Raw genomic sequence first — 21,819 nt, forward strand, 5'->3', positions numbered from 1 at the left:
GCTTTGTTAAGAGTTCAACTACCTCAACGGAGGGTGTGCCGGAGCCTATTCCGCGGCGGTCGCCGACCGGTCGGGTACGGCTCCGGCGGGCCCGGAGATGCCGTGCACGATGAAGCGGGTGAGGGTGTCCACCGCCTCCTGCTCGGTGAGCTCGCGCCGGCCCGGCGGGCTGCCGAGGAGCCAGGTGAAGGCGAACTGCGACATCAGCGAGGTCATCGCCGAGGCCACCACCAACGGATCGCCCGGCAGTTCGCCGCCGCTGCCGCGGATGTGCTCCAGGTGGTCCGCGATGTCGTGCAGATTCGGCTCCAGCAGCAGCCGCAGCCGCTCGGAGAAGTGCTCGTCGACCATGGCGGCCTGGTACAGCGCCGTCACCACCGCCCGGTTGGCGCTGACGAACCGCCAGTACGCCGCGACATGCCACCGTACGGCCGCGGGATCGCTGAAGTCCGGGCTGTGGTCGGACTCCTCGACCCGCTCGTCGCCCGCCGCGAGCATGTCCACGAGCAGTGCTTCGAGCAGCTGTTCCTTGCTGCCGAAGTGGCTGTAGAAGGAGCCCGCCGCCCGCCCGGCCTCGGCGGTGATGTCGGTGATCTTCGCCTTGAGGTAGCCGGTACGGGCGAAGACCCGCTTGGCCGCTTCCTTCAGGGCGGCCTCGGTCTCGGCGGACCGCGCCTTGCGCCCGCCCACCGTTCCTGCGCCGGTCATCCCGCAGCCTTCCTGGGGTTCTTCGGTGGTCGCTGGTCTTCCGGGGGTTCTCCGGGCCTCCCCGGATCTCCCCGGATCTCCCCGGATCTGCCCGGATCTGCCCCCCGGATCTCCTCCCGGATCGCGGCCGGAGTCTGGCGGCCGGCCTTGCCCGGGACGTTAGCAGGGGGTAGCTTGAATCCGTATTCAGTGAATTATGATTCACTGAACGTCGATTCGCTACCTATGGAGGACCTCATGGACGCAGCACCGACCACCCAGGACCGCCCCGCCGTACTGATCGCGGGCGCCGGGCCGGCCGGCCTCGTCCTCGCCTGCGAGCTGGCCAGGCGGGGCATCGCGTACCGGCTGATCGACCGGGACGAGCGGTACTTCGCCGGTGCCCGCGGCAAGGGTCTGCAGCCCCGCACCCAGGAGGTCTTCGACGACCTCGGCCTGGCGGAACGGATACGCGAGCAGGGCGGCCCGTACCCGGCGATGCGCGCCTACCGCGGTGAGGAGGTGGTCTGGGAGGGCCGCATGGACGAGATCCGCGAGCCCACCCCCGGCGTCCCGTACCCCAACGCCTGGATGCTGCCCCAGTGGCGTACCGGCGCGCTGCTGCGTGAACGCCTCGCCGAGCTGGGCGGCGCCCCGGTGGAACTCGGCACCGAACTCCTCTCCTTCACCCAGGACGAGGACGGGGTGAGCGCGGTGGTCCGGCGGCAGGGCCGCGACGAGCGGATCCGGGCCGGCTACCTGGTGGGCGCGGACGGCGGCCACAGCGCGGTCCGCCGGGCGCTGGGCATCGGCTTCGCCGGGCAGACCCGCGAGGAGCAGCGGATGCTCATCGCCGACGTCCGGGCCGAGGGGGTGGACCGGGAGTTCTGGCACGTCTGGCCGGAGGGCACGGACGACCGCGACAGCTCTGGCGGCTCGGACAGCGAGGGGGGCGGCGGGTCCGCCTTCCCGCTCGGGCTCTGCCCGCTGGCCGGTACCGACACCTTCCAGCTGACGCAGCCGCTGCCGGCCGGCGCGCCCGTGCCGGAGGCGACGCCCGGGAGTCTCCAGCGGATGCTGGACGCGGCGGCGGGCCCGGGCCGGATCCGGCTGACCGAGGTGCTCTGGCACTCCCTGTTCCGCGCCAACATCCGGATGGCGGAGCACTTCCGCGCCGGACGGGTCTTCCTCGTCGGTGACGCGGCCCATGTGCACTCGCCGGCCGGCGGCCAGGGCCTCAACACCAGCGTCCAGGACGCGTACAACCTCGGCTGGAAGCTCGCCGCCGTCGTCGCGGGCGCGCCCGCCGGGCTGCTGGACACCTACGAGGAGGAGCGGCTGCCGGTCGCCGCGGCGGTGCTGGGGATCAGTACGAAGCTGCACGACAAGGGGGTGGCGGGTGCGGCGGACGCCCACCGCCGTGACGATCCGGCGCTCCACCAGCTCGGCCTCGGTTACCGCGCCAGCAGCCTGAGCCGCGAGGAACGGGCGGAGCCCGGGGCGGTGCGGGCCGGCGACCGCGCCCCCGACGCCCCGGGCAAGGGCGAGCGGGGGGAGACGGTCCGCCTCTTCGACCTCTTCCGCGGCCCGCACGCCACGCTGCTGGCGTTCGGCCCGCGGGCGGCCGGGGTGGCGGCGTCACTGGCCGGGCACGACGGACTCCGTACGGTGGCGGTCCAGGCCGCGGGCGAGACGGCGCCCGGCGGGGTCATCCCGTTCACCGACGCGGAAGGCCATGCCCGCCGCGACTACGGCCTCGCGGACACCCCGGACGCGGACGTCCTCCTGCTGGTCCGCCCGGACGGCTACCTCGCCCTCGCCCTCGACGCCACCCCCCAAGCCGCCGCCCGCATCCGCACCTGCCTGCCCCCGATCACCGCCCGCGCCTGACACGTACGCGCGCCTCTTGCCGCGCCTGACCGGGACGCGCGCTTCCGCTCGTTGGCCACCGCCGGCGCCTGGCGCGTGCACGCGCTTCCGGTCGCGCCTGACCGGGACGTGCCCTCCCGGTCGTCGGTCACCGCCGGCGACTGGCGCGTGCGCACGCTTCTTGTCACGGCTCACCGCGTGCGCCGCGCGCGTGTCCTGGCCCCGGTCACCGCCGGCGACTGGCGCGTGCGCGCGCTTCCGGTCGTCGGTCGCCGTCCGCGTCTGAGCAGGGAGCGCGCCCCTGCCGTCCGCCGGGCCGGTTGGTCAGTGGGTGCTGTGGCCGAGGGGGTCGAGGTGGGCGGGGGTGGCGTCGTCGGACGTGGTGGATTCGCTCAGCGAGCGCCAGCGCTCGTCCTCGGCGAGCAGCGCGCGGCCGGCCGCGGTGGCGTACGCGTAGGCGTCGACGCCGACCAGCAGCCGCAGCGGGGGCTCGTCGAGCGCCACCACGTCGAGCACCAGCCGGGCTACTTTCGCCGGGTCGCTGGCGGCCGTCGACTCGCCGTCGTGCAGCGCGGCCATCACACCGACGGTGGCCGCGTACTCCGGCCGTACCGGGTCGACCCGCATCGAGGACCCGGCCCAGTCGGTCGCCATGCCGCCCGGTTCGAGCACCGTGACCTTGATGCCGAGCGGGCCGACCTCCGCGGCGAGGACCGAGGAGAAGCCGCCGACCGCCCACTTCGCGGACTGGTACGCCGACAGCCCGGGGGTCGCCAGCCGGCCGCCGACCGAGGAGACCTGGATGATGTGCCCCGACCCCTGCTCGCGCAGCACGGGGAGGGCGGCCTGGGTGAGCCGGACGACGCCGAAGAGATTGGTGTCCACCTGCGCCCGGAAGTCGTCGAAGCCGGCGTCCTCCACCGAGGAGACATTCGCGTACCCGGCGTTGTTGACCAGCACGTCGAGCCGGCCGAAGCGGTCCACCGCGGTACGGACCGCCGCCGTGACCTGCTCCTGGTCGGTGACGTCCAGCGGGACGACCGCGATCCGGTCGCCGTACTCCGCGACGAGGTCGTCGAGCGACTCCGGCGAGCGCGCCCCGGCCACCACCTGGTGACCGGCCCGCGCGGCGGCGCGGACGATCTCGCGGCCCAGACCGCGGGAGGCCCCGCTGACGAGGAAGACGGAAGACATGGGGAGGCTCCGATCGGAAAAGTTATCTACTAACCGGTTGATTAGTTCCTCTTCCATCTGACACCTCGGCCCGAGGTCTGTCAACTATCCGTTTGGTTGATAGGGTGGCCGCATGACCAGGGACGCGGAGGCGACCCGCCGCCGCCTGCTGCGGGCCGCGACGGAGGAGTTCGCCGCCTACGGCATCGCCGGCGCCAGGGTGGACCGGATCGCCGCGGCGGCCCAGAGCAACAAGGCGCAGATCTACCACTACTTCGGCAGCAAGGACGGCCTCTTCGACGCGGTCTTCGACGCCATGTGCCGGGAGACGGTGAACGCCGTCCCGATCGACCCCACCGACCTCCCCGGCTACGCGGGCCGGCTCTTCGACTCCTTCGAGGCCCGCCCCTGGATGCAGCGCCTCGCCACCTGGTACCGCCTGGAACGCGCCGGTACCGGCACCCTGCTGCCGGTGGTGGTCGAGAGCAACGCGGCCAAGATCGAGGCGGTGGCCGCCGCCCAGCGCGACGGCCTGCTGCCCACCCGCTTCACCGCCGCCGAACTCCTCGGCCTGGTCCTGCACCTGTCCGGCTTCTGGAGCTCCAACACCCCGGAGTTCGACGCCCGCCTCGACGCCCGCCTCGGCGACGACACCACCGGCCGCCGCCGGCAGGTCGTCACCGAAGCGGTCGCCGCCCTGCTCGGCTGACGTCCCGGCCGCTGCCCCGCGGCCGTGGCCGCACCGCGGCGGCGCGGTCCGCTACGACGCCCGGCTCGCCGAGGTCCTGCGGTATCTGCTGCGCGCGGAGTGCCACACGCAGGAGGCGACCACCACGGTCGGCCAGAACGCCTGCGCCGACGTCACCACGCGCTCGGCGGTGCCGACCGCGCCGTCCAGTTCCAGTTCGATGAGGAACCACAGCGCGCCCACCCACATCGCCGCGCTCGCCGCGATGGACGGCGCAAGCCGCAGCCCCCACGGCGCCCGGCGGCTGCGCCGGACGGCCAGCACCGGCCAGATCGCCAGCATGGTGAACCCCACCCCGACCACCCACCCGTGCGGCAGCGAACCGCCGCTGCGCGGCGCGGGGAAGACGGTCAGCAAGATCGCCGCCACCCCGCCGCCGGCCAGGCTCAGCCGCCCGGCCGGGGAGGCCGCCCGCAGCCCCCAGGCGGTCGCCAGATAGCAGGTGCCCACGATGATCAGCGTCCCGGTCAGCACCCAGTGGCCGGACGGGGGACCGGCGGCCAGGACGCTGATGGTCTGCCGGACCGGGCTGTAGCCGGGCTCTTCGAGCAGCGCCGCGGTGGTCCATCCGACGATCAGTACGACGGGTGCACACCCCGACGAGACCAAAGCCCACCAGGTGACAAGTCGCATTAAACCACCGTAAAACGACCATCTCCTCCTACGCTTCCGCACACGCAGGGCAGGCGCTACGTGAAGTGGTCCGGTGCGCGGAGCGTCACCCGGCGGGGTGCCAGCCCAGTGCCGGGCCGAGGCCGGTGGCGATGTCGGTGAGGATCTGCACGTAGTCGTCGTGGTCGAAGGTGAAGGGCAGCGCGAACGCCACCTCGTGGATCTCCTGGAACGCGGGGTGCGCGTGGAGCCGCTCGGCGATCTCCGCGGAGGTCCCGACGAGGTCGGGCGCGAACAGCATCCGCGCCGGGCCCTGCGGGGAGGCGGTCCGCGGGGTCCGCTGCCGCGCGTACTCCTCGTACTTGGCGCGCTGCGCCGGTGTGGCGGAGTCGGTGGGGATGACGACGAGCCCCTGCGAGACGCGGGCCCGGTCACCGTCCGGGTGGTGGGCGCGGAAGGTGCGGATGTGCGAGAGCTGGATCGCGGCGAAGTCCTCGGACTCCTCGGCCTTGACGACGCTGCTGGTCAGGAAGTTCATCCCGTGCTCGCCGGCCCACTGGGCCGACCGCAGGCTCGCGCCGCCGTACCACATCCGGCTCCCCAGCCCGGCGGAGTACGGCTGGACGCGGTCGGAGAAGACCTCGAAGCCCTCGGTCCCGGCGTCGTCGGTGGCGGGCTCGCCGCGGACGAAGCCCAGCAGTCGCCGGACCCGCTCGTAGCTGAAGTCCTCGATGGAGGCGGTGTCCGGGTAGAGCGCGTCCTTGACCCGGTCGTAGTGCATCGGCGGGCCGACGCTGATCCCCGGGTTCAGCCGGCCGCCGGAGAGCAGGTCGACGGTCGCCAGGTCCTCGGCCAGCCGCAGCGGGTTCTCCCAGCCCAGCGGGATGACCGCGGTGCCCAGTTCGATCCGGCTGGTGCGCTGGGTGGCCGCGGCCAGTACGGCGACGGGCGAGGAGATGCCGTACTGCAGATGCCGGTGGCGCACCCACGCGCTGTCGAAGCCGAGGCGTTCACCCAGCTCGATGATCTCCAGGGTGGATTCGTGTCCCCGCCGGGGATCGGCCTCGTCGAACAGCCCGATGGTCAAGAACCCGAGCTTCCGCAGCGGTTCCGAGGTCAGCGGCACTTGGCTCCTCCATCGTCCAGGGCATCCTCTGCGTCCTCTGCGTCCTCTGCCGGATACCAACCGCTCCGATGATCGCAGGTCTCCCCCGGGCCGGTCCGACCGCCCCGGACCCCGGGGCGCCTCAGACGCGGGGCGCGCCGCTGCCGCGGACGGTGCCGTCGGGCGGGTCGTCGTGGGCCGGGACGGGCCCCGCGTCCGAGGGGGCCGCCGGGTGGGCGCGGGCGCCGATGACCCGGGTGCTCGCCCGCCTCGTCCCGGTGGTGGCGAAGGGGGAGTAGCGCGGCACCCAGCGCAGCAGCGCACCGGCCGCCGCGATGCCCACCGCGCCCATGATCGCGATGCCGGCCGCCAGACTGCCGAGCGTCGCCGCGGCCGATACGACCAGCGGGCCGCCGGCGCTGCCGGAGTCCGCGCACAGGCGCCACACCCCGAGGAACTGCGAGCGGGTCTGCGGCGGGGCGACATCCGCGCCGAGGGTCATCAGGATGCCGCTGCCGATCCCGTTGCCGAAGCCGATCAGCATCGCCACCACGGTCAGCGAGGCCAGGCTGTGGGTCAGCGGCAGCGCGGCCTGGGCGCCGCCGAGCACCAGCATGGAGGGCACCGCGATCCACAGCCGGCCGGCCCGGTCCATGATCCGGCCCGACGGATAGAAGGTCAGGGTGTCGATCAGCCCGGCGATGCCGAAGACCACGCTGGTGGAGGAGGGGCTCTGGCCCAGGTGTTCGGCCCACAGCGGCAGTACCGTCTGCCGGGTGGCCCGGACCGAGCCGACCAGCAGCACGGCGAGGCCCAGGGTGAGGAAGACCTTGCGGTTCTCGCGCAGCACCGAGCGCACCGGTACGGGCTTGCGCTCGGTGGCCGCGGCCGGGTCGGCGACATCGGGGACGGTGAGCAGGACCACGGCGGTCACCGCGGTGGTCAGCAGCGCGAGCCAGTAGATGTCGCGCACCGGCCGCCCGGTCAGGACGGCGGCGCCCAGGAACGGTCCGACGAAGGCGCCCACCCGGGACATCCCGCCGAGCGTCGACAGGGCCCGCGCCCGCAGCCCCGGCGGTACGACCTCGGTCAGATACGACTGCCGGGCCAGGATGAAGACCGCGTTGGACGCCCCGGTGAGGGTGACCGCGAGCGCCAGTTCCCAGATGTTCCTGGCCAGTGCGCAGGCGGTGAGCGTCACCGCGGTGACGCCCGAGGCCACCAGCATCGCCTTGCGGTCACCGAGCCGGGCGGCCAGTGCCCCGGCCGGCACGTCCCCCAGGATCTGCCCGACCCCCAGCAGTGCGAGGATCAGCCCGGCGGCGCCGACGCCCGCGCCGAGCGCCCGGCCGCTGAGCGCCAGGACCGGGGCGAGCGCGCCCATGCCGGTCTCGAAGATCAGCACCGGCAGGAACACCGCCGGGATCAGGCTCTTCAGGGAGACCGGGCCGGACCCGGGAGGGGACGCCGGACGCGACGCGGGATGCGAGTTCACCTGCTGATGCCAACCTTCGTGCCGACGGCCTCCGGATCAGGGAGCCGCCGCCTCGGGTCCGCCGCAGCCCGTGGTTCATTCAACAACAACCCCCTGCGGGCCCCGGCCGCCCCCCGGGCACCGGACCTCGCCGGTCAGCGGGTGATGGTGGCCGTCAGCCGGGCCGCCGCCTGCGCGCGGGCCTCCTCAAGCACCGCGAGCAGCACCGTCTTGCTGGAGTTGCGGTCGCGGACGTCGCAGAGGATGACCGGTGTGGTCGGATCGAGGTCCAGCGCCGCCCGCACCTCCTGGCTCGTACAGTCCAGTTGCCCGTCGAAGCAGTTGACCCCTACGGCGAACGGGATCTTCCGGGCCTCGAAGAAGTCGATCGAGGCGAACGACGCGTCCAGCCGGCGGGTGTCCGCGAGGACCACCGCGGCGAGCGCGCCGGTGGCCAGGTCGTCCCACATGAACCAGAACCGGTCCTGGCCGGGCGTACCGAACAGGTACAGCACCAGCTCCGGCGCGATGGTGATCCGCCCGAAGTCCATGGCGACCGTGGTCGACGCCTTGCCCTCGACACCGGACAGGTCGTCGACGCCGAGGCTCGCCGAGGTCATGCGCTCCTCGGTCTGCAGCGGGGGCACCTCGCTGACCGAGCCGACCATGGTGGTCTTCCCCACGCCGAAGCCGCCCGCGATCAGGATCTTCAGCGCGGTCGGCATGACCGGCTCAGAGTCGACGGATACCATGCATCACCCTTTCGATGAGTTCCACGCTCGGCTGGTCCTCCTGTCCGGGCGGTGCCTGGACCAGGATGAGCGAGGCGTTGAGCAGATCCCCGCAGAGGATCTTCACCACGCTCACCGGCAGGTCCAGATGTGCGGCGAGTTCGGCGATCGCCACCGCGCGGTTCCGGCAGAGTTCGAGTATCTGGGTCGATTCCGGCTCCAGATGGTCATGGTCGAACCCGTGCGCGGACCGCGCGGCAATCAGCGTGATCAGTGTGAAGTTGTGGCGGCTGTGACGCGTACGCCCGCCCGTGATGGCGTACGGCCGCAAGTGCCGCCCTGTCTCCGCACCGTCGAGCCACCGGGGCTCAGGCATCCTGAATGTGACTACCGGACGGGGTCTGCACGCGAGGTGCGGCACTCAGGTACTGGCCGACCTGCTTGACGATCGTGCCCATCTCGAAAGCCATCATCCCCACGTCGACCCCTTCGGTGGCGATGGCGGCCAGCCGGGCACCCCGGCCCGCCGCCGTGACGAAGAGGAAGGCGCTCTCCATCTGGACGACCGTCTGCTGGACCTCTCCGCCGTGGAAGTGGCGTGCCGCGCCACGGGCCAGGCTGTGCATGCCGGAACCGACCGCGGACAGGTGCTCGGCGTCGTCCCGACGCAGGTCCTTCGACTTGCCGATGAGGAGGCCGTCCCCGGACAGCACGATGGCACAGCGGATCTCCGGAATCCGGTCCACCAGCCCGTCGAGGAGCCAGTCCAGCTGAGGACCGGGTTGTACCTGCTCAGTCATTGCGTAACATTCCCTCACGGTTGGTTGGCACCCGAGCTCCTTGAATCCGACGGCCGGCCGTCTCTTCTGCCTGGCTCGTCGGCTTCGGACATCCGGGCCCGCTTCAGCCCCTCCTGAATGGCGATCATCGCGCGGGCGGACGCGTCGGGGGAGATGACTCCCTGGTCTCCGTCCGGCCCGCCCTGCGTGTATTCCGCCTCCCTGCGCAGCTGCTGTGCGAGGCTCGCGCCCCGGGTCCGGTGCGGCAGGACCTGAGGGGTGGTCAGTGGGCGATGGGTGTGCTGAGCGTCCCCGGGCGCCGGCGGGGGTGGTGCCGACTGCGGTCCTGGACGCCCGGCACCCGGTGCCGGATACCCGCTTCGCGCCGCCTCGGGGCCGGCGTATCCCGGGGGCGCCTGGGTTTCCCGTGGCGCATGGGATGCGGGGTGTTGCTGGGGGGATGCCGCCCACTCGGCCGGTCCGTTGGCCGCGGGGGTGGGATGGTCCGACGCGGCGGGCAAGAGACCTGCACCTCCGTACTCGGGAAAACCGCTGTGGTCCGGGAGGCGGGCGTGCACGGGGGAGTACACCTCGCCGGCCGCCGGGATCGCCGGGCCGCCGGCCATGCCGCCGCCGACACTGCCCCCGCCGACGCTGCCACCGACACCGCCGCCGACACTGCCGCCGACGAGGCTGCCGGCCAGTCCGGCCGAGCTGCCGCCCTGGCTCACCTGACCTGCCGCGCTGCCGGCCGCGACCGTCGGCCGGGGGCCGTCCAGCGGGGTCACGCCGGCTGCCGAGGCCGCCGACCTGAGCTGGTCGAGCACCGGCGAGTCGACCTCTTCGAGCAGCGCCGACGGCAGCAGGACGACGACGAGCGTCCCGCCGTAGACGGACTCGCGCAGCTCCACCTTGATCTTGTGCCGCTCGGCCAGCCGGGAGACCACGAAGTGGCCGAGCCGCGGGTCCTCGCTCAGCGCCGCCATGTCCAGCTTCGGCGGGTTGGCGAGCAGGTGGTTCGCGTGGTCGAGCATGTCCTGCGGCATGCCGAGGCCGTGGTCCTCGACGTGCACGACCAGGCCCTTGCCCACCTTCGTCGCGCTGACGAACACCTGGGTGTCCGGCGGCGAGAAGCTGGTGCCGTTCTCGATGAGCTCCGCGAGGAGGTGGGTGACGTCCGCCACCGCCCGCCCGGCCAGCGCGAGATGCCGGTCCGCGGGCAGGTTCTTCACCTTGACGCGGGTGTAGAGCTCGGTCTCCGCGACCGCGCTGCGCATCACGTCGATGATCGAGACGGGAGCGCTGATCCGGCGGCTGGGCGGCGAACCGCTGAGGATCACCAGGCTCTCGGAGTGCCGCCGCACGCGCGTGGCGAGGTGGTCGATCCGGAAGATGTCCTTGAGCAGGTCCGAGTCCTCGTGCTTGCGCTCGAGGTCGTCCAGCAGCGATATCAGGCGGTGGATCAGGATCTGGGTGCGGCGGATGAGCTGGCCGATGACCTTCTCGGTGCCCTCCCGGCCGCGGGACTGGCGCACCGCGGTCTCGGCGGCGACCCGGCCGAGCTGGTCGATGGCCGCCGCGAGCCGTTCCACCTCGTCGCCCGGCTGCCGGCCGAGCGGGGCGAGTTCGGCCGGGTCGATCCGCTCGCCGCTCTCCACCCGGGCCAGCAGCTGGGGCAGCCGTACGCCGGACAGCTCTTCGGTGTGCTCCTGCAGCAGGGAGAGCCGGCGCAGGGTCGAGCGCCGGGCCCGCAGGCCGAACACCGCGCAGCCGATCAGGGCGACCAACGTCCCCGCGGTGCCCGCGAGCGCCTTGAGCAGCGCGTCGTCGGCGCGGTTCGAGGCGCTGCCGGCCAGGTCGGCCAGCGAGTCGCCGTCCAGGCTCTGCAGGTCGTCCGCGACCGCGGCGGCGGCCGGCGGCCAGCTCGCGGCGAGCTGGGAGACGTCCACGCGCTGCCCGGAGGCCACCGCCTCCTCGACCCGGTTCACCGTGCCGAACTCCGCGCTGTCGGTGATCCGCGCGTAGGTGGTGGCGGTGCCTCCCGGCAGGTCGCCGACGTTCAGGCCGGTGCGGTACTCCCGCTGGACCGCCAGGTACTGGGCGAACTGGGACCGGGTCGCGGCGGACAGGCCGCCGCCGGGCAGCGCGCCGGCGAGGACGGCGTCCTCGCGCGAGAGCATCTCGGTGATCTGGACCAGTGACGCCGTGGCCGCGCCGCCCCGCGCGAAGCGCCCGTCGCCGCTGCGCACGGAGGTGGTGAGCAGGCCGGTGCCGTGCGCGATCGTGTCGGTGAAGTACTGGAAGGCGTCCGTCGTCGACAGGGTGCGCCCGTCGATCGACTTGCGGCGCTCGGGCAGGAAGACCAGGGCGTCGTCGAGCGACTTGGCCGAGCGCCGCAGCGTCGCCGAGTCCAGCCCGGCCGGAGAGCTGCGGCGGTACTCCTGGACGGCGGCGTCGGTCCTCTTGCGGGCGTCGGCCAGGGCGTTGCGGGCGGCCGGGGTGCGGCTCGCCTGCCAGGCCGTGGTGAGCCGGCGTTCGGTCTGCAGCCGGGAGAGCACGTCCTGCGCCGGGCGGGCGACGGACGAGGCCCGCTGCGCGTCGGTGTGCAGCCGGGTGTGGGTGTCGACGAGGCCGGCCGCTGTGTAACCCCACAGTGCGCCGAGGCAGACCGCGGGAACGACGAAGGGCAGGCCCAACGAGAATCGGAGAGATCTACGCGGAGCGGATCGATGACGTGTCCGCTGGTCGCGGGTGCCTGGCATCTGATTCCTCGTACGGCAGCGGGGCGCTGGTGTCGGTAGGGACGGTGCGAAAAGTGCCGGTCTTTCCTCCGGAGCGGCGGCTCGACGCGCCGTCATCGTGATCGAATACCGGGCAGACCTTATCAGGATCGTGTCGGACCGTCAGCGTTCGCTCACAGTAACTGCCCCCCGATGAAGGGCAGTTGATGACGAGATGTCCGGACAGGAAAAGGGGCCGGGGCCGGCGGTTCTCCCGGCCCGCCGGCCCGGCGTTTCACAGCAGCGCGAGGAGCTTGGGTGTGTACAGGGCGCCCGCGGTGGCGATGCCGGCGACCATGTCGAAGTAGATGGAGGTGAGTTCGGGATCCGTCTGGACGGCACGCAGCAGTGACAGACGCTGCTCGTGCGGCGCGAGGTGGGCGACCGCGAGGGTGGATTCATAGCCGGGACCCAGCGCGCTGTCACGCTCCGTGGCGAACTCCTTGAGCGCGGTGTCGAGTTGGGCCGGATCGCCGTCGAGCCGGCCGGTCAGCCGGGCCACCAGGGCCTCGACCTGGCCGAAGGCGTCACTGATCCCGCGGGCGGTGATCGAGTCCTTGTGGTGGCCCGCGTCGCCGACCAGGACCCAGCCGGGACCGGTCGCCTGCCGGAAGTAGTTCTGCTGGTCGCCGGTGCCGCGCAGCCGCTCGGCGGGTTCCTTGTCCGCGAGCCGTTCGTACAGGGAGGGGGCGGCGGTCCGCACCTGCTCCAGATAGGCGCGGCGGGCGTCGGTGCGCACCTCCTCGAAACGGGCCTGCGGGAAGTAGGCGAGGACGAGGGTGAGGCCGTCGTTGGTCGGCACCGCGGCGGTCCAGCTGCCGGGTGCCTCGTACAGCTCCAGGTCGGCCGGCACGTCCTGCCAGTACGTGTAGTACGCGCAGGTCAGCCGGTCGTCCGCGACGGTGTACGGTGCTTCGGCCAGCCTGGCGACGGTCGAGCGCATGCCGTCGGCGCCGATCACCAGGCGGGCCTGTTCGGTGAAGGAGCCGCCCTGCCACCGGCCTTCGACACCGGTGACGCGTCCCGCGTCGTCGCGCAGCAGGCCGGTCACCTGGCAGCGGTCGCGCAGTTCGACGCCGGCCGCCACGGCCGCGCCGGCCAGGATCGCGTCGAGCACATGGCGGCGGGGGGCGAGGCCGGCGCGCTGTCCCGCCACGCCCCGCGCGCAGCCTTCGAGCCGGACGTCGGCGAGTTCGTAACGGGTGCGGTCAAGGGGCGGGCATCCCGTCGCGCGGACCTGCTCCAGCAGGCCCCAGCGGGCCAGGGCCGCGACGCCCGGCTGGTGGATGAGGTGGGTGGAGAGGGTGTCGGTGCCGGAGGGCGCCTTGTCGAGCAGGAGTACCCGGTACCCCGCGCGGGCGAGCAGCATGGCGGTGGGCGCACCGGCGCAGCGCGCGCCCACCACGATGGCGTCGAACATGAAGCCTCACAACAGACGTCGGGTGGTTGGGTGTTGTGGTGATGCCGCTCGGACGTCCGGTTCAGCGGGAGCCGAGTTCGGTGAGCAGCGCCAGGCGGTCGATCTTGCCGTTGGGGTTGAGCGGCAGCTGGTCGAGGACGGTGATCCGGCGGGGCAGCATATAAAGGGGCAGCCGGTCGCCCAGCACCGCGTAGAGCCGGTCCGGGGTGCAGCCGGTGCCGCTGACCGCCGCCGCCAGCTCCGGCTCACCGTCGGAGGTCGGCACTGCGAGGACGACCGCCTCGCGTACGCCGGGCTGCTGCCGCAGCACCGCCTCGATCTCGCCGAGTTCGATGCGGTGGCCGCGCAGTTTCACCTGGTGGTCGGTGCGTCCCAGGTGGACAAGACAGCCGTCCCGCATCGCCACCCGGTCGCCGGTGCGGTACCAGTGCCGGTCGGTCACCGGCCCCTCGGCGAACGGCTGGTGATCGGGCGTCAGAAAGCGGCCCGCGTTGTTCCCCGGGTCCTGGTAGCCGGGGAAGCGCAGCGGGCCGCGGACGAGCAGTTCGCCGCTGTCGCCGGGGAGGCCGTTCTCGTCCAGCAGCAGGAAGTCCATGCCGGGGTAGCAATTCCCGATCGGCGCGGTGCCGTTGGGGGTCTCGGGCCAGGTGTCCGGGTCGTCCGGCAGCCGGTAGGCGGTGCAGGAGATGGTGAGTTCGGTCGGGCCGTAGAGGACCTCAAGCCGGCTCGCCGGAGCCGCGGCGCGCCACTCCCGGGCCGCCGCCAGGGTCAGCGGTTCGCCGCCGAAGACGCTCCACCGCAGCGTGGGCATGCAGCCGGGGGTGAGCGTGCCGAGACGGGAGGCGAAGGAGATCAGCGACGGTACCGAGAACCAGTGGGTGAGCCGCAGATTGTTGATCGTCCGCACCGGCGACAGCAGTTGCCCGCGCATCGGCACCACCAGCGTGCCGCCGCCGGCCCAGGCGACGAACAGGTCGTGCACCGAGCCGTCGAAGGTCAGCTCGAAGGTCTGCGAGAGCCTGCTGCCCGGCCCGATGCCGTACCGGGGGGCGACCTGGTCGAGGTAGGCGGAGATGTTGCGGTGCAGGATCGGCACGCCCTTGGGGGAGCCGGTCGAGCCGGACGTGAAGATGATGTACGCCACGTCGTCCGGGCCTGCCTGCCGGTAGGGCAGGTCGGGCGCAGGCTCCTTCGCCAGGGCGGCCACCTCGTCGGGACCTGCGGTGACCACCGGCACCCCGAGCCCCGCGCCGTCCCCGGCGGCGTCGGCCAGGATCACCTCAAGACCGGCGGATTCCACGATGGCGGCCGTACGGGCCGGCGGGTGCTCGGGGTTGAGCGGCACGACGGTGGCGCCCGCGCGCAGGATCGCCAGATAGCCGGCGTACGCGGTCACCGAGCGGCTTGCCAGCAGCCCGACCCGGCGCGGCGGGGCGCCGCCGGCCGCCGTGATCAGCCGGGCGGTGATCCGCTCGGCCAGGTCCCGCAGTTCGCGGTAGGTCAGCCGGTCCTTGTCCACCTCCAGGGCGCCGGCGTCCGGGTACAGGTCCGCCGAGCGGGCGAACCTGTCGTACGCGGTCTGCGGGTCGCTCATCGGGCTCCGGCCCCCAGCGACCGCGTCCACGCCCGCAGTTCGCCGACCGTGCGCAACGCGCCGAACTCCTCCGGATCGACCTCCTCGCCGGACTCCTTGGCGAGTTCGACGAGTATCCGCAATTTCGCCAGCGAGTCGATGCCGATCTCGGCGAGCGTCGAGCCGTCGTCGAAGCCGGTCCGCGCGTGCTCGCGCAGCATCCAGGCGGCCAGGTCCGTACCGTCCGCGGCGTGCTCCTCACCCGGCCAGTAGCGCTTGGTCTGCCACGGGTAGCGGGGCAGCGGCACGAAGCGGCCGGGTTCCCCGAACACGGTCTCCCAGTCCAGGTCGTCGCCCCTGCGGTAGCCGTCGGCCACGCCCGACAGGGGCACTCCGCTCACGCCCGCGCCGCCGGTGAGCGCCGCCGCCATCTCCTCGTGGCTGGTGCCGATGACGGCCAGCCGGTGCTGGTGGTGCTGGCGGCGGGTGGCCGCGCTGAAGCAGATGTCGCGCAGCGCGTACCCTGCGCCCTGCCCGCCGGGTCCGAGGTACTCGGCGTACGACCTGGCCAGCGCCTCCAGTGCCGCGGGGCTGCGGGCGGAGAGCACCAGTACGTACCGGGTCCCGTCCGGCTCCGGTTCCGCGGCCGGTCCGGGGACGGGTACGGCGGTGTCGGCCTGCCGGATCACCACATGGGCGTTGAGGGCCGAGGAGCCCTGCCCGGAGATCCCGGCGACGGCCGGCCGGTCCAGCTCCGGCAGGTCCTGGAGCTTGCCCGGTACCACCAGGGGGAGTTCGTCCCAGGCGACCCGCGGGTTGGGGGTGCCCAGGTGGAGGCTGCCGGGGACCTGGTGGTGTTCGAGGCAGAGCACCGCCTTGATCAGCCCGGCCATGCCGCCGGCCGCCTCCGCGTGCCCGATGTTGGTCTTGACCGAGCCGACCAGCAGCGGCCGGTCCGCCGGCCGGCCGGCGCCCAGCACCGTGCCGAGCGCGGCGAGTTCGAGCGGGTCGAGGGCGGGTGAGCCCGAGCCGTGCGCCTCGACGTAGTCGACGTCGGCGGGGTCCACGCCGGCGTCCTCGTAGGCCCAGCGCAGCACGGAGAGCTGCCCGGCCAGCGACGGGTTGAGGACGGTGTCGCTGCTGCGGCCGTCGTTGCCGACGGCGCTGCCCTGGATGACCGCGCGGATCCGGTCGCCGTCGGCGATCGCGTCCGCGAGCCGTTTCAGGACGACGACCCCCACCGCGTCGCTCGGCGCGTGGCCGTCGGCGTCCGCGGCGCCGAACTTGCTGCGCCCGTCTGCCGCCATGCTGCCGGCCTGGGTCATCACGACGCCCTCGTCCGGGCGCAGGGTGATGTTCACTCCGGCGGCCAGCGCCAGCGGCGTCTCGCCGGCCCGCAGGCTCTGCACCGCCTGGTGGACCGCCACCAGCGAGGAGGAGCAGGCGGTGTCCACCACGACGCTCGGGCCGCGGAAGTCGAAGACATGGGAGAGCCGGGCGGGTATCAGTGAGCGGAAGTTGTTCAGCTGGGCGGCGCCGGCGCCCTCCAGGCCCTGCCGGAGGGCGAGTTCGAGGTAGTCGGCGCGGCCGTTGCCGACGAAGACCCCGGTCCTGCTCCCCTCCAGCAGGTCGGGGCGCTGCCCGGCGTCCTCCAGCGCCTCCCAGGCGGTCATCAGCAACAGCCGCTGCTGCGGGTCGAGTTCGACCGCCTCGGTGGAGGACATTCCGAAGAATTCGGCGTCGAAGCCGGCGATGTCACCGAGATAACCGGCGCGCCGGCTGGCTATCCGCCCCGGCCCGGGGTCGGCGGAGTGCAGGATGTCCACGTCATAGCGTTCGGGCGGCGTCTCGCTCGTGGCGTCCACGCCGTCCCGTAGCAGGGTCCAGAGTTCGTCGGTGTCCGAGGCGTCGGGGAGGCGGCAGGCCATGCCGACCACTGCTACCGACCGATGGTCCATGTTCGGCCCGATCATGGGATATGACTCCTTCGATGCTCGCCGCTGTGCGCACGTGGTGGCGCGGTTGACCTTGCCGCACGGAACTGAGAACGGCCTCACGGGTCTCGCTGGGGCGGCGCCTGCGGACATCCCCCGCCGTCCGCACGCGCGCCATCGTGGCACCAGCGAGTCCGGGCTCAACGCTCGGCCGGGGACGGCGCCCTGGGCGGTCGCCGTTCCTCACCGGATCGGTAGGCGGTCACCTCGCACGGGACGCGAGGCATCCAAAGTCGCTGAAGTCGCTGAAGTCGCTGAAGGCGCTGAAATCGTCGGAGGCGCGGGGGCCGCTGCGGACGGGACAGGGGCCGTGGAGGCGGCGGGCGGTGTGGATCTCGGCGTGAAATCGAGCATGGCCGACTGGCTGAAAGGCCCCACCGCTCCGCCCGGCGGGATGTCCGCAGCTCGACCGTACGTGCCCACCACACCGTCCCCTTCATGCACAGATACACCGGACAACACTGCAGGTACCGGCCTCGGCATCACGTGTGCCCCTCCCGCCTCCACCGTCCCTGCCGACGGGCTGGTTCGGACGCGGCAGCGTCGAAAACCGGCCCGCCGCACGATTGTCGTACGCAAAAACGGTTCTGCTCGATTACCGCTCAAGGAATGGCGGGAAGTGATCGCCGAAGGTTGAAACCTGGAAATATTTGGACAGAATTCCAGGTTTGGCACTCTTCTCGCTCCGTCGACGGCACCGTGGTGACGGAGACCGTACCGGCCGCGCACCCTCGGTGGTCAAGTGCCCCACCTCGGGGGCAGGCGTGAGGCAAGTGATACAGGCAATCCCGGGACGGGCGAGCCGCAGCGGCCAGGATTCTGATTTCATCTGATCTCATGAATCCCTTGTCCTCCGATCCAGCCCAACGTGCGGGCGAGCAGCGGAAGTTGCGACTGCAGGTTCTCGGCCTCAACACGGTAGAGGCGGAAGCGACCTTCGACCGCATCGCGCGGCTCGCGGCGAGTTTCACCCAGTCCCCCCTGGCCATGGTCAACTTCATCAACGACGAGCGGCAGATGTTCCGCGGGATGTACGTCCCGTCCTCCTCGCCCGAAGAGAACGTCACCGGCGGCGAGGGCACCGGGATCGTCTTCGACCTGAGCAACGTCGCCCGCGAGGCACCCGGCGACTACGGCTTCTGCCCGCATGTGGTGGCGCAGGGCTCCCAGCTCGCCCTGGACGACGTCTTCGACTACCCGCGCTTCCGCGGCAACCCGCTGGTCAACGACATGGGCGTGCGCTCCTACCTGGGCACCCCGCTGCGGGACAACACGGGCATGATCCTCGGCACCGTGTGCGTCGCCGACATGAAGCCCCGCACCTGGGACAACAAGCTCAAGGAGGGCATGCGGGAGCTCACCGAGACCCTGCTGTCCGACTTCAAGCTGCGCGACAGCCTGCTCGCCCAGCAGCAGGAGCTCTTCTCGGTCTTCGACGGCGCCCCCTTCCCGATCATGCTCACCGAGGGCCCCGACCACCTGCTGCGCTACGCCAACGGCAAGCAGGGTGCCGCCTTCGGCCTGGTCCCGCAGTTCAGCCCGGGCCGGCAGGTGCTCCCGGGCCTGCAGTCCATCGGCGTCTTCAACGCGATGGACGACGCCTTCCGCACCGGGCAGCCCGCCATGCTCGGGCGCGCCTCGGTCACCACGTACGACTCCCCCACGCCGCAGGACTTCAACTTCCTGTGCACGCCGGTGCGCACCTCTCCCGGCGCGGCCGTCAGCGGTGTGCTGACGGTGGCCATGAACAGCACCGCGCAGAGCTACCCGGGTGCCGAACAGCAGGCATTCGCGGCCAATGTCCAGGAGCGTTTCGAGCGGCTGGGCGTGGGCGGCCTGCCCGGGGCGGTGTCCGGTAATCGCCGCTGATCCCATCCGCCGCAGCACACACCGCAGTACATGCCGTAGTACGCACCGAAGTGCACGTCGTAGTACGCACCGCAGTGCACACCGCAGTGCACACCGCGCGCCGCTTCCCGCGGCGCGGACGCAGAACGGGTACGGGGGCTCGGGCGATGCCGTCGCCGAGCCCCCGCCGCCTGCCTCCGGTCAGGCCGGCGGCGCCCCCGAACGGCCGCGAAATCTCACCGTCATCGTTTCAGGCTACGATCCGCTCCACACATGATCGGCAATGACCGTGTGCCCTTCGTCCGCGCGACGGTTTCGGACCGTCCCTGGACGGTTCCAGGGCACTGAGCGGTCTTTGTCCGCATGGCTCCGCACCGCCCCGGGTCCGCACCGATGACGAAGGAGCTTCGCGATAGCACTACGGATATGGCTCAGCAGCGCGGGGGTCGCCTCGACCCAGGTGATGCGGATGCTGCGCGAGAACCCGGACGCCGCTGACGTCCACATCTACGGTACGAACGTGGACCGGGACGCCCCGGCCCTCTCGGCCTGCGAGGTACGCGAGGTCGAGCCCCGCTATGTGAGCGACGACGAGTACGGCGCCTTCGCCCTCGACTTCTGCCGCCGGCACGGCATCGACGTGCTCATCCCGCCCCGCCGGCTGGCCGCACTCGCCGGCCTGACCGACGCCTTCGCCCAGGCCGGCACCCGCCTGATGTGCTCCCCGCCCGCCGCCATCGACGTCCTGACCAGCAAGAGCCGTACCTACGAGGCGGCCCGCGCGGCCGGCGTCCCCGTACCTCCGTGGCGGGTCGTCTCCGACGCGGACGGCTTCCGGGAAGCGGTCGCGGAGCTCTCGGCGGACGGCGAGCGGGTCTGCTTCAAACCCGCGGGGGAGTTCTCCGCGTTCGGCTTCCGGATCCTGGACGACCGCCCGCTGCGGCTGCGGGACCTGCTGGCGCCCCCGGCGCCGCTCGCCTCGGTGGGCGCGGTGACGGACGCGCTGAAGCGGGCCGCGGACGAGGGCGAGGCGATCCCCGAGTTCCTGGTGATGCCCTACCTCGACGGGCCCGAGGTGAGCGTCGACTGCCTGTCCGCCCCCGGCGGCGCGCCGCTGGCCGCCATCGCGCGGTCCAAGCAGGGCCGCTACCGGGTGCTGCTCGACGACCCTGAGCCGACCTCCATCGCCCGCCGTCTCGTCAGCCACTTCGCACTCGCCTACCTCTCCAACGTCCAGCTCCGCCACCGCGACGGCCGGCCGGTGCTCCTGGAGGCCAACCCCAGGGCGTCCGCAGGCATCTTCCAGACCGCGTTCACCGGCGTGAACCTGCCGTGGGCGGCCGTACGGCTGCTGCTGCGCGGTGACGCCGGCCCGCTCCCCGAGCCCCGGCTCGGCGGCCGGATCGCGGTCACCGAATCCGCCACCGAGGTCGACCTGACCCCGGTCCGCCCGGTCCGCACCCTCACCAGCCTCGACGGCGGCCGCAGCGCAGCCCCGCACCGGCCGCCCGTTCCCGCCGCCGACCCGCTCCTCGGCGAGGCCGCCGCGACAGCCGGCTGACCCCGCTTCCGGCCCCCGCCGGGCGGCGCTCTCACCCGGACAGCCGCACCCCCGGTCGGATGCCGGCAGACGACCGCCGCCCAGGTGTCCGGCCGGGCGCGGGCCTTCGTCCCCGCGGCCGGGGGCGTCCGGCGGCGTGCCGGGCGGCGCGCGGGGGACGACGATCGGGGGGACGTCATCCGTACACAGGAGGGATGCCCCCGTGGCCACCACGCGCAACGCTCACACCGAGTGGGAAGGTGACCTGCTCCAGGGCTTCGGCGAGGTCACGCTCGACTCCTCAGGGGTCGGCCACTACCCCGTCACCTGGGCTTCCCGGGCCGAGGACCCGGGCGGCCGGACCAGCCCCGAGGAGCTGATCGCCGCCGCCCACTCCAGCTGCTTCTCGATGGCGCTGGCGAACACGCTCACCAAGGCGGGCACGCCGCCGACGGCGCTCACCACCAAGGCCGCGGTCACCTTCCAGCCGGGGACCGGTATCACCGGCATCCACCTCACGGTGGAGGGCCAGGTGGCAGGTGCCGACGAAGCGGCGTTCAAGGCCGCCGCCGAGGACGCGAAGGCCAACTGCCCGGTCAGCAAAGCCCTCACCGGCACGACGATCACGCTCACCTCCGTACTCTCCTGACCCCCCTGTCTTGCCTGCCTCGCCCGCCTCGCCTGCCTCCTGAGCCTTCCCGCCGGCCGTGGCCGCCGCCCTGGTGCGCGGGTGCGCCGAGCGGGGAAGGATGGCCGTGTCCGCAGCTCCCCGGTCCGTCCGCGAAAGGCGGAGTGCCATGACCTCTCCCACCGGCCAAGCACAAAGGAGCGTCCTGTCCGCGCTCGGCAGGTCCGCCTGGCAGGGCCTCCTCGTCGCCGGGATCGCCGCCATCGCCCTGGGCATCTTCGTCCTGTCCTGGCCGGGCGAGACCCTGCTGGTGGTCGGCGTCCTCTTCGGTATCTACCTGGTGGTCAGCGGCGTCTTCCAACTCGCCACCGCGTTCGGTTCGCACGTCCCCAGCGGCATGCGGACGATGCACTTCATCACCGGAGCGCTGAGCGTGCTGCTCGGACTGATCTGCTTCCGCGGGGCGGCGGAGTCACTGCTGCTGCTGGCCCTGTGGATCGGGTTCGGCTGGCTGCTGCGCGGGATCACGCTGGTGGCCGTGGCGGTCTCCACCGAGGACCTGCCCGCCCGCGGCTGGCAGGTGTTCTTCGGCGGTATCACCGTCGTGGCGGGCATCGTGCTGATCGTCTCCCCGTTCGGCTCGCTGGCCGCCCTCACGCTGGTGTCCGGCGTGTGGCTGATCGTCCTCGGCGTGGCCGAACTGGTCCACGCCTTCCGGCTCAAGTCCCTGCTGGCGCACGGCGGTTCCTGACCGGTGGCCGGAGTGCCGGCGGCCGAGGCGCCACCGGCCGAGGCGCCGGCCGCCGGCCCTCACCGGCGGCCGGCCGACCGGTCTGGCGACGATCTGCTGCCTCAGGG

18 protein-coding genes are annotated in these 21,819 nt (G+C 72.5%); 6 read left to right on the forward strand and 12 right to left on the reverse strand.

Annotated elements, in window-relative coordinates:
- Nucleotides 1-45: 45 nt before the first annotated feature.
- On the reverse strand, nucleotides 46-708 hold the full coding sequence (locus tag OG552_RS18895) for a TetR/AcrR family transcriptional regulator (RefSeq protein ID WP_329134417.1): 663 nt from the start codon (nucleotides 706-708) through the stop codon (nucleotides 46-48).
- A gap of 237 nt (nucleotides 709-945) precedes the next feature.
- Between OG552_RS18895 and OG552_RS18900 the strand changes: the two genes are divergently transcribed.
- A complete protein-coding gene (locus OG552_RS18900) occupies nucleotides 946-2,577 on the forward strand; it encodes an FAD-dependent monooxygenase (RefSeq protein ID WP_329134419.1) in 1,632 nt (543 codons plus the stop codon).
- Between the two features lie 303 nt (nucleotides 2,578-2,880).
- On the opposite strand, the gene OG552_RS18905 is transcribed toward OG552_RS18900, so the two are convergent.
- A complete protein-coding gene (locus OG552_RS18905; RefSeq protein WP_329134421.1) occupies nucleotides 2,881-3,750 on the reverse strand; it encodes an SDR family NAD(P)-dependent oxidoreductase in 870 nt (289 codons plus the stop codon).
- Nucleotides 3,751-3,862: 112 nt separating this feature from the next.
- Here OG552_RS18905 and OG552_RS18910 point away from each other — a divergent pair, with 112 nt between their 5' ends.
- On the forward strand, nucleotides 3,863-4,438 hold the full coding sequence (locus OG552_RS18910; RefSeq protein ID WP_329134423.1) for a TetR/AcrR family transcriptional regulator: 576 nt from the start codon (nucleotides 3,863-3,865) through the stop codon (nucleotides 4,436-4,438).
- 51 nt (nucleotides 4,439-4,489) lie between these two features.
- On the opposite strand, the gene OG552_RS18915 is transcribed toward OG552_RS18910, so the two are convergent.
- From OG552_RS18915 to OG552_RS18960, 10 genes are all read right to left on the reverse strand, one after another.
- Nucleotides 4,490-5,110 carry a DUF998 domain-containing protein gene (locus OG552_RS18915; RefSeq protein ID WP_329134425.1) on the reverse strand — a complete coding sequence of 207 codons (621 nt, stop codon included), beginning with the start codon at nucleotides 5,108-5,110 and terminating at the stop codon, nucleotides 4,490-4,492.
- 85 nt (nucleotides 5,111-5,195) lie between these two features.
- On the reverse strand, nucleotides 5,196-6,215 hold the full coding sequence (locus OG552_RS18920; RefSeq protein WP_329134428.1) for an LLM class flavin-dependent oxidoreductase: 1,020 nt from the start codon (nucleotides 6,213-6,215) through the stop codon (nucleotides 5,196-5,198).
- A 121-nt stretch (nucleotides 6,216-6,336) separates the two neighbouring features.
- Nucleotides 6,337-7,689 carry an MFS transporter gene (locus OG552_RS18925; RefSeq protein WP_329134430.1) on the reverse strand — a complete coding sequence of 451 codons (1,353 nt, stop codon included), beginning with the start codon at nucleotides 7,687-7,689 and terminating at the stop codon, nucleotides 6,337-6,339.
- A 134-nt stretch (nucleotides 7,690-7,823) separates the two neighbouring features.
- A complete protein-coding gene (locus tag OG552_RS18930; protein WP_329134432.1) occupies nucleotides 7,824-8,420 on the reverse strand; it encodes a GTP-binding protein in 597 nt (198 codons plus the stop codon).
- On the reverse strand, nucleotides 8,401-8,775 hold the full coding sequence (locus OG552_RS18935; RefSeq protein WP_329134434.1) for a DUF742 domain-containing protein: 375 nt from the start codon (nucleotides 8,773-8,775) through the stop codon (nucleotides 8,401-8,403). The genes OG552_RS18930 and OG552_RS18935 overlap by 20 nt, the downstream gene beginning before the upstream one ends.
- Nucleotides 8,768-9,199, reverse strand: coding sequence for a roadblock/LC7 domain-containing protein (locus tag OG552_RS18940; RefSeq protein ID WP_329134436.1), 432 nt, complete (start codon nucleotides 9,197-9,199; stop codon nucleotides 8,768-8,770). The genes OG552_RS18935 and OG552_RS18940 overlap by 8 nt, the downstream gene beginning before the upstream one ends.
- A 14-nt stretch (nucleotides 9,200-9,213) precedes the next feature.
- Nucleotides 9,214-11,874, reverse strand: coding sequence for a sensor histidine kinase (locus OG552_RS18945; RefSeq protein ID WP_329134438.1), 2,661 nt, complete (start codon nucleotides 11,872-11,874; stop codon nucleotides 9,214-9,216).
- Nucleotides 11,875-12,193: 319 nt separating this feature from the next.
- The gene (locus OG552_RS18950; RefSeq protein ID WP_329134440.1) at nucleotides 12,194-13,378 is read right to left on the reverse strand and encodes an FAD-dependent oxidoreductase; all 1,185 of its coding nucleotides are present in this window, start codon (nucleotides 13,376-13,378) and stop codon (nucleotides 12,194-12,196) included.
- A gap of 61 nt (nucleotides 13,379-13,439) precedes the next feature.
- Nucleotides 13,440-14,972 (reverse strand): amino acid adenylation domain-containing protein, encoded by a 1,533-nt coding sequence (locus OG552_RS18955; RefSeq protein WP_329134442.1) that lies wholly within the window; start codon nucleotides 14,970-14,972, stop codon nucleotides 13,440-13,442.
- Nucleotides 14,969-16,924, reverse strand: coding sequence for a beta-ketoacyl synthase N-terminal-like domain-containing protein (locus OG552_RS18960; RefSeq protein ID WP_329134444.1), 1,956 nt, complete (start codon nucleotides 16,922-16,924; stop codon nucleotides 14,969-14,971). The genes OG552_RS18955 and OG552_RS18960 overlap by 4 nt, the downstream gene beginning before the upstream one ends.
- 909 nt (nucleotides 16,925-17,833) lie before the next feature.
- Between OG552_RS18960 and OG552_RS18965 the strand changes: the two genes are divergently transcribed.
- From OG552_RS18965 to OG552_RS18980, 4 genes are all read left to right on the forward strand, one after another.
- Nucleotides 17,834-18,814, forward strand: coding sequence for a GAF domain-containing protein (locus tag OG552_RS18965; RefSeq protein ID WP_329134446.1), 981 nt, complete (start codon nucleotides 17,834-17,836; stop codon nucleotides 18,812-18,814).
- Between the two features lie 448 nt (nucleotides 18,815-19,262).
- Complete coding sequence (locus tag OG552_RS18970; RefSeq protein WP_329134448.1) at nucleotides 19,263-20,354, forward strand: ATP-grasp domain-containing protein; 1,092 nt, start codon at nucleotides 19,263-19,265, stop codon at nucleotides 20,352-20,354.
- A 202-nt stretch (nucleotides 20,355-20,556) separates the two neighbouring features.
- Nucleotides 20,557-20,982, forward strand: coding sequence for an OsmC family peroxiredoxin (locus tag OG552_RS18975; RefSeq protein WP_329134449.1), 426 nt, complete (start codon nucleotides 20,557-20,559; stop codon nucleotides 20,980-20,982).
- 148 nt (nucleotides 20,983-21,130) lie between these two features.
- The gene (locus OG552_RS18980) at nucleotides 21,131-21,712 is read left to right on the forward strand and encodes an HdeD family acid-resistance protein (RefSeq protein WP_329134451.1); all 582 of its coding nucleotides are present in this window, start codon (nucleotides 21,131-21,133) and stop codon (nucleotides 21,710-21,712) included.
- Nucleotides 21,713-21,819 lie beyond the last annotated feature (107 nt).

This window comes from Streptomyces sp. NBC_01476, assembly GCF_036227265.1.
Lineage (GTDB): Bacteria > Actinomycetota > Actinomycetes > Streptomycetales > Streptomycetaceae > Actinacidiphila.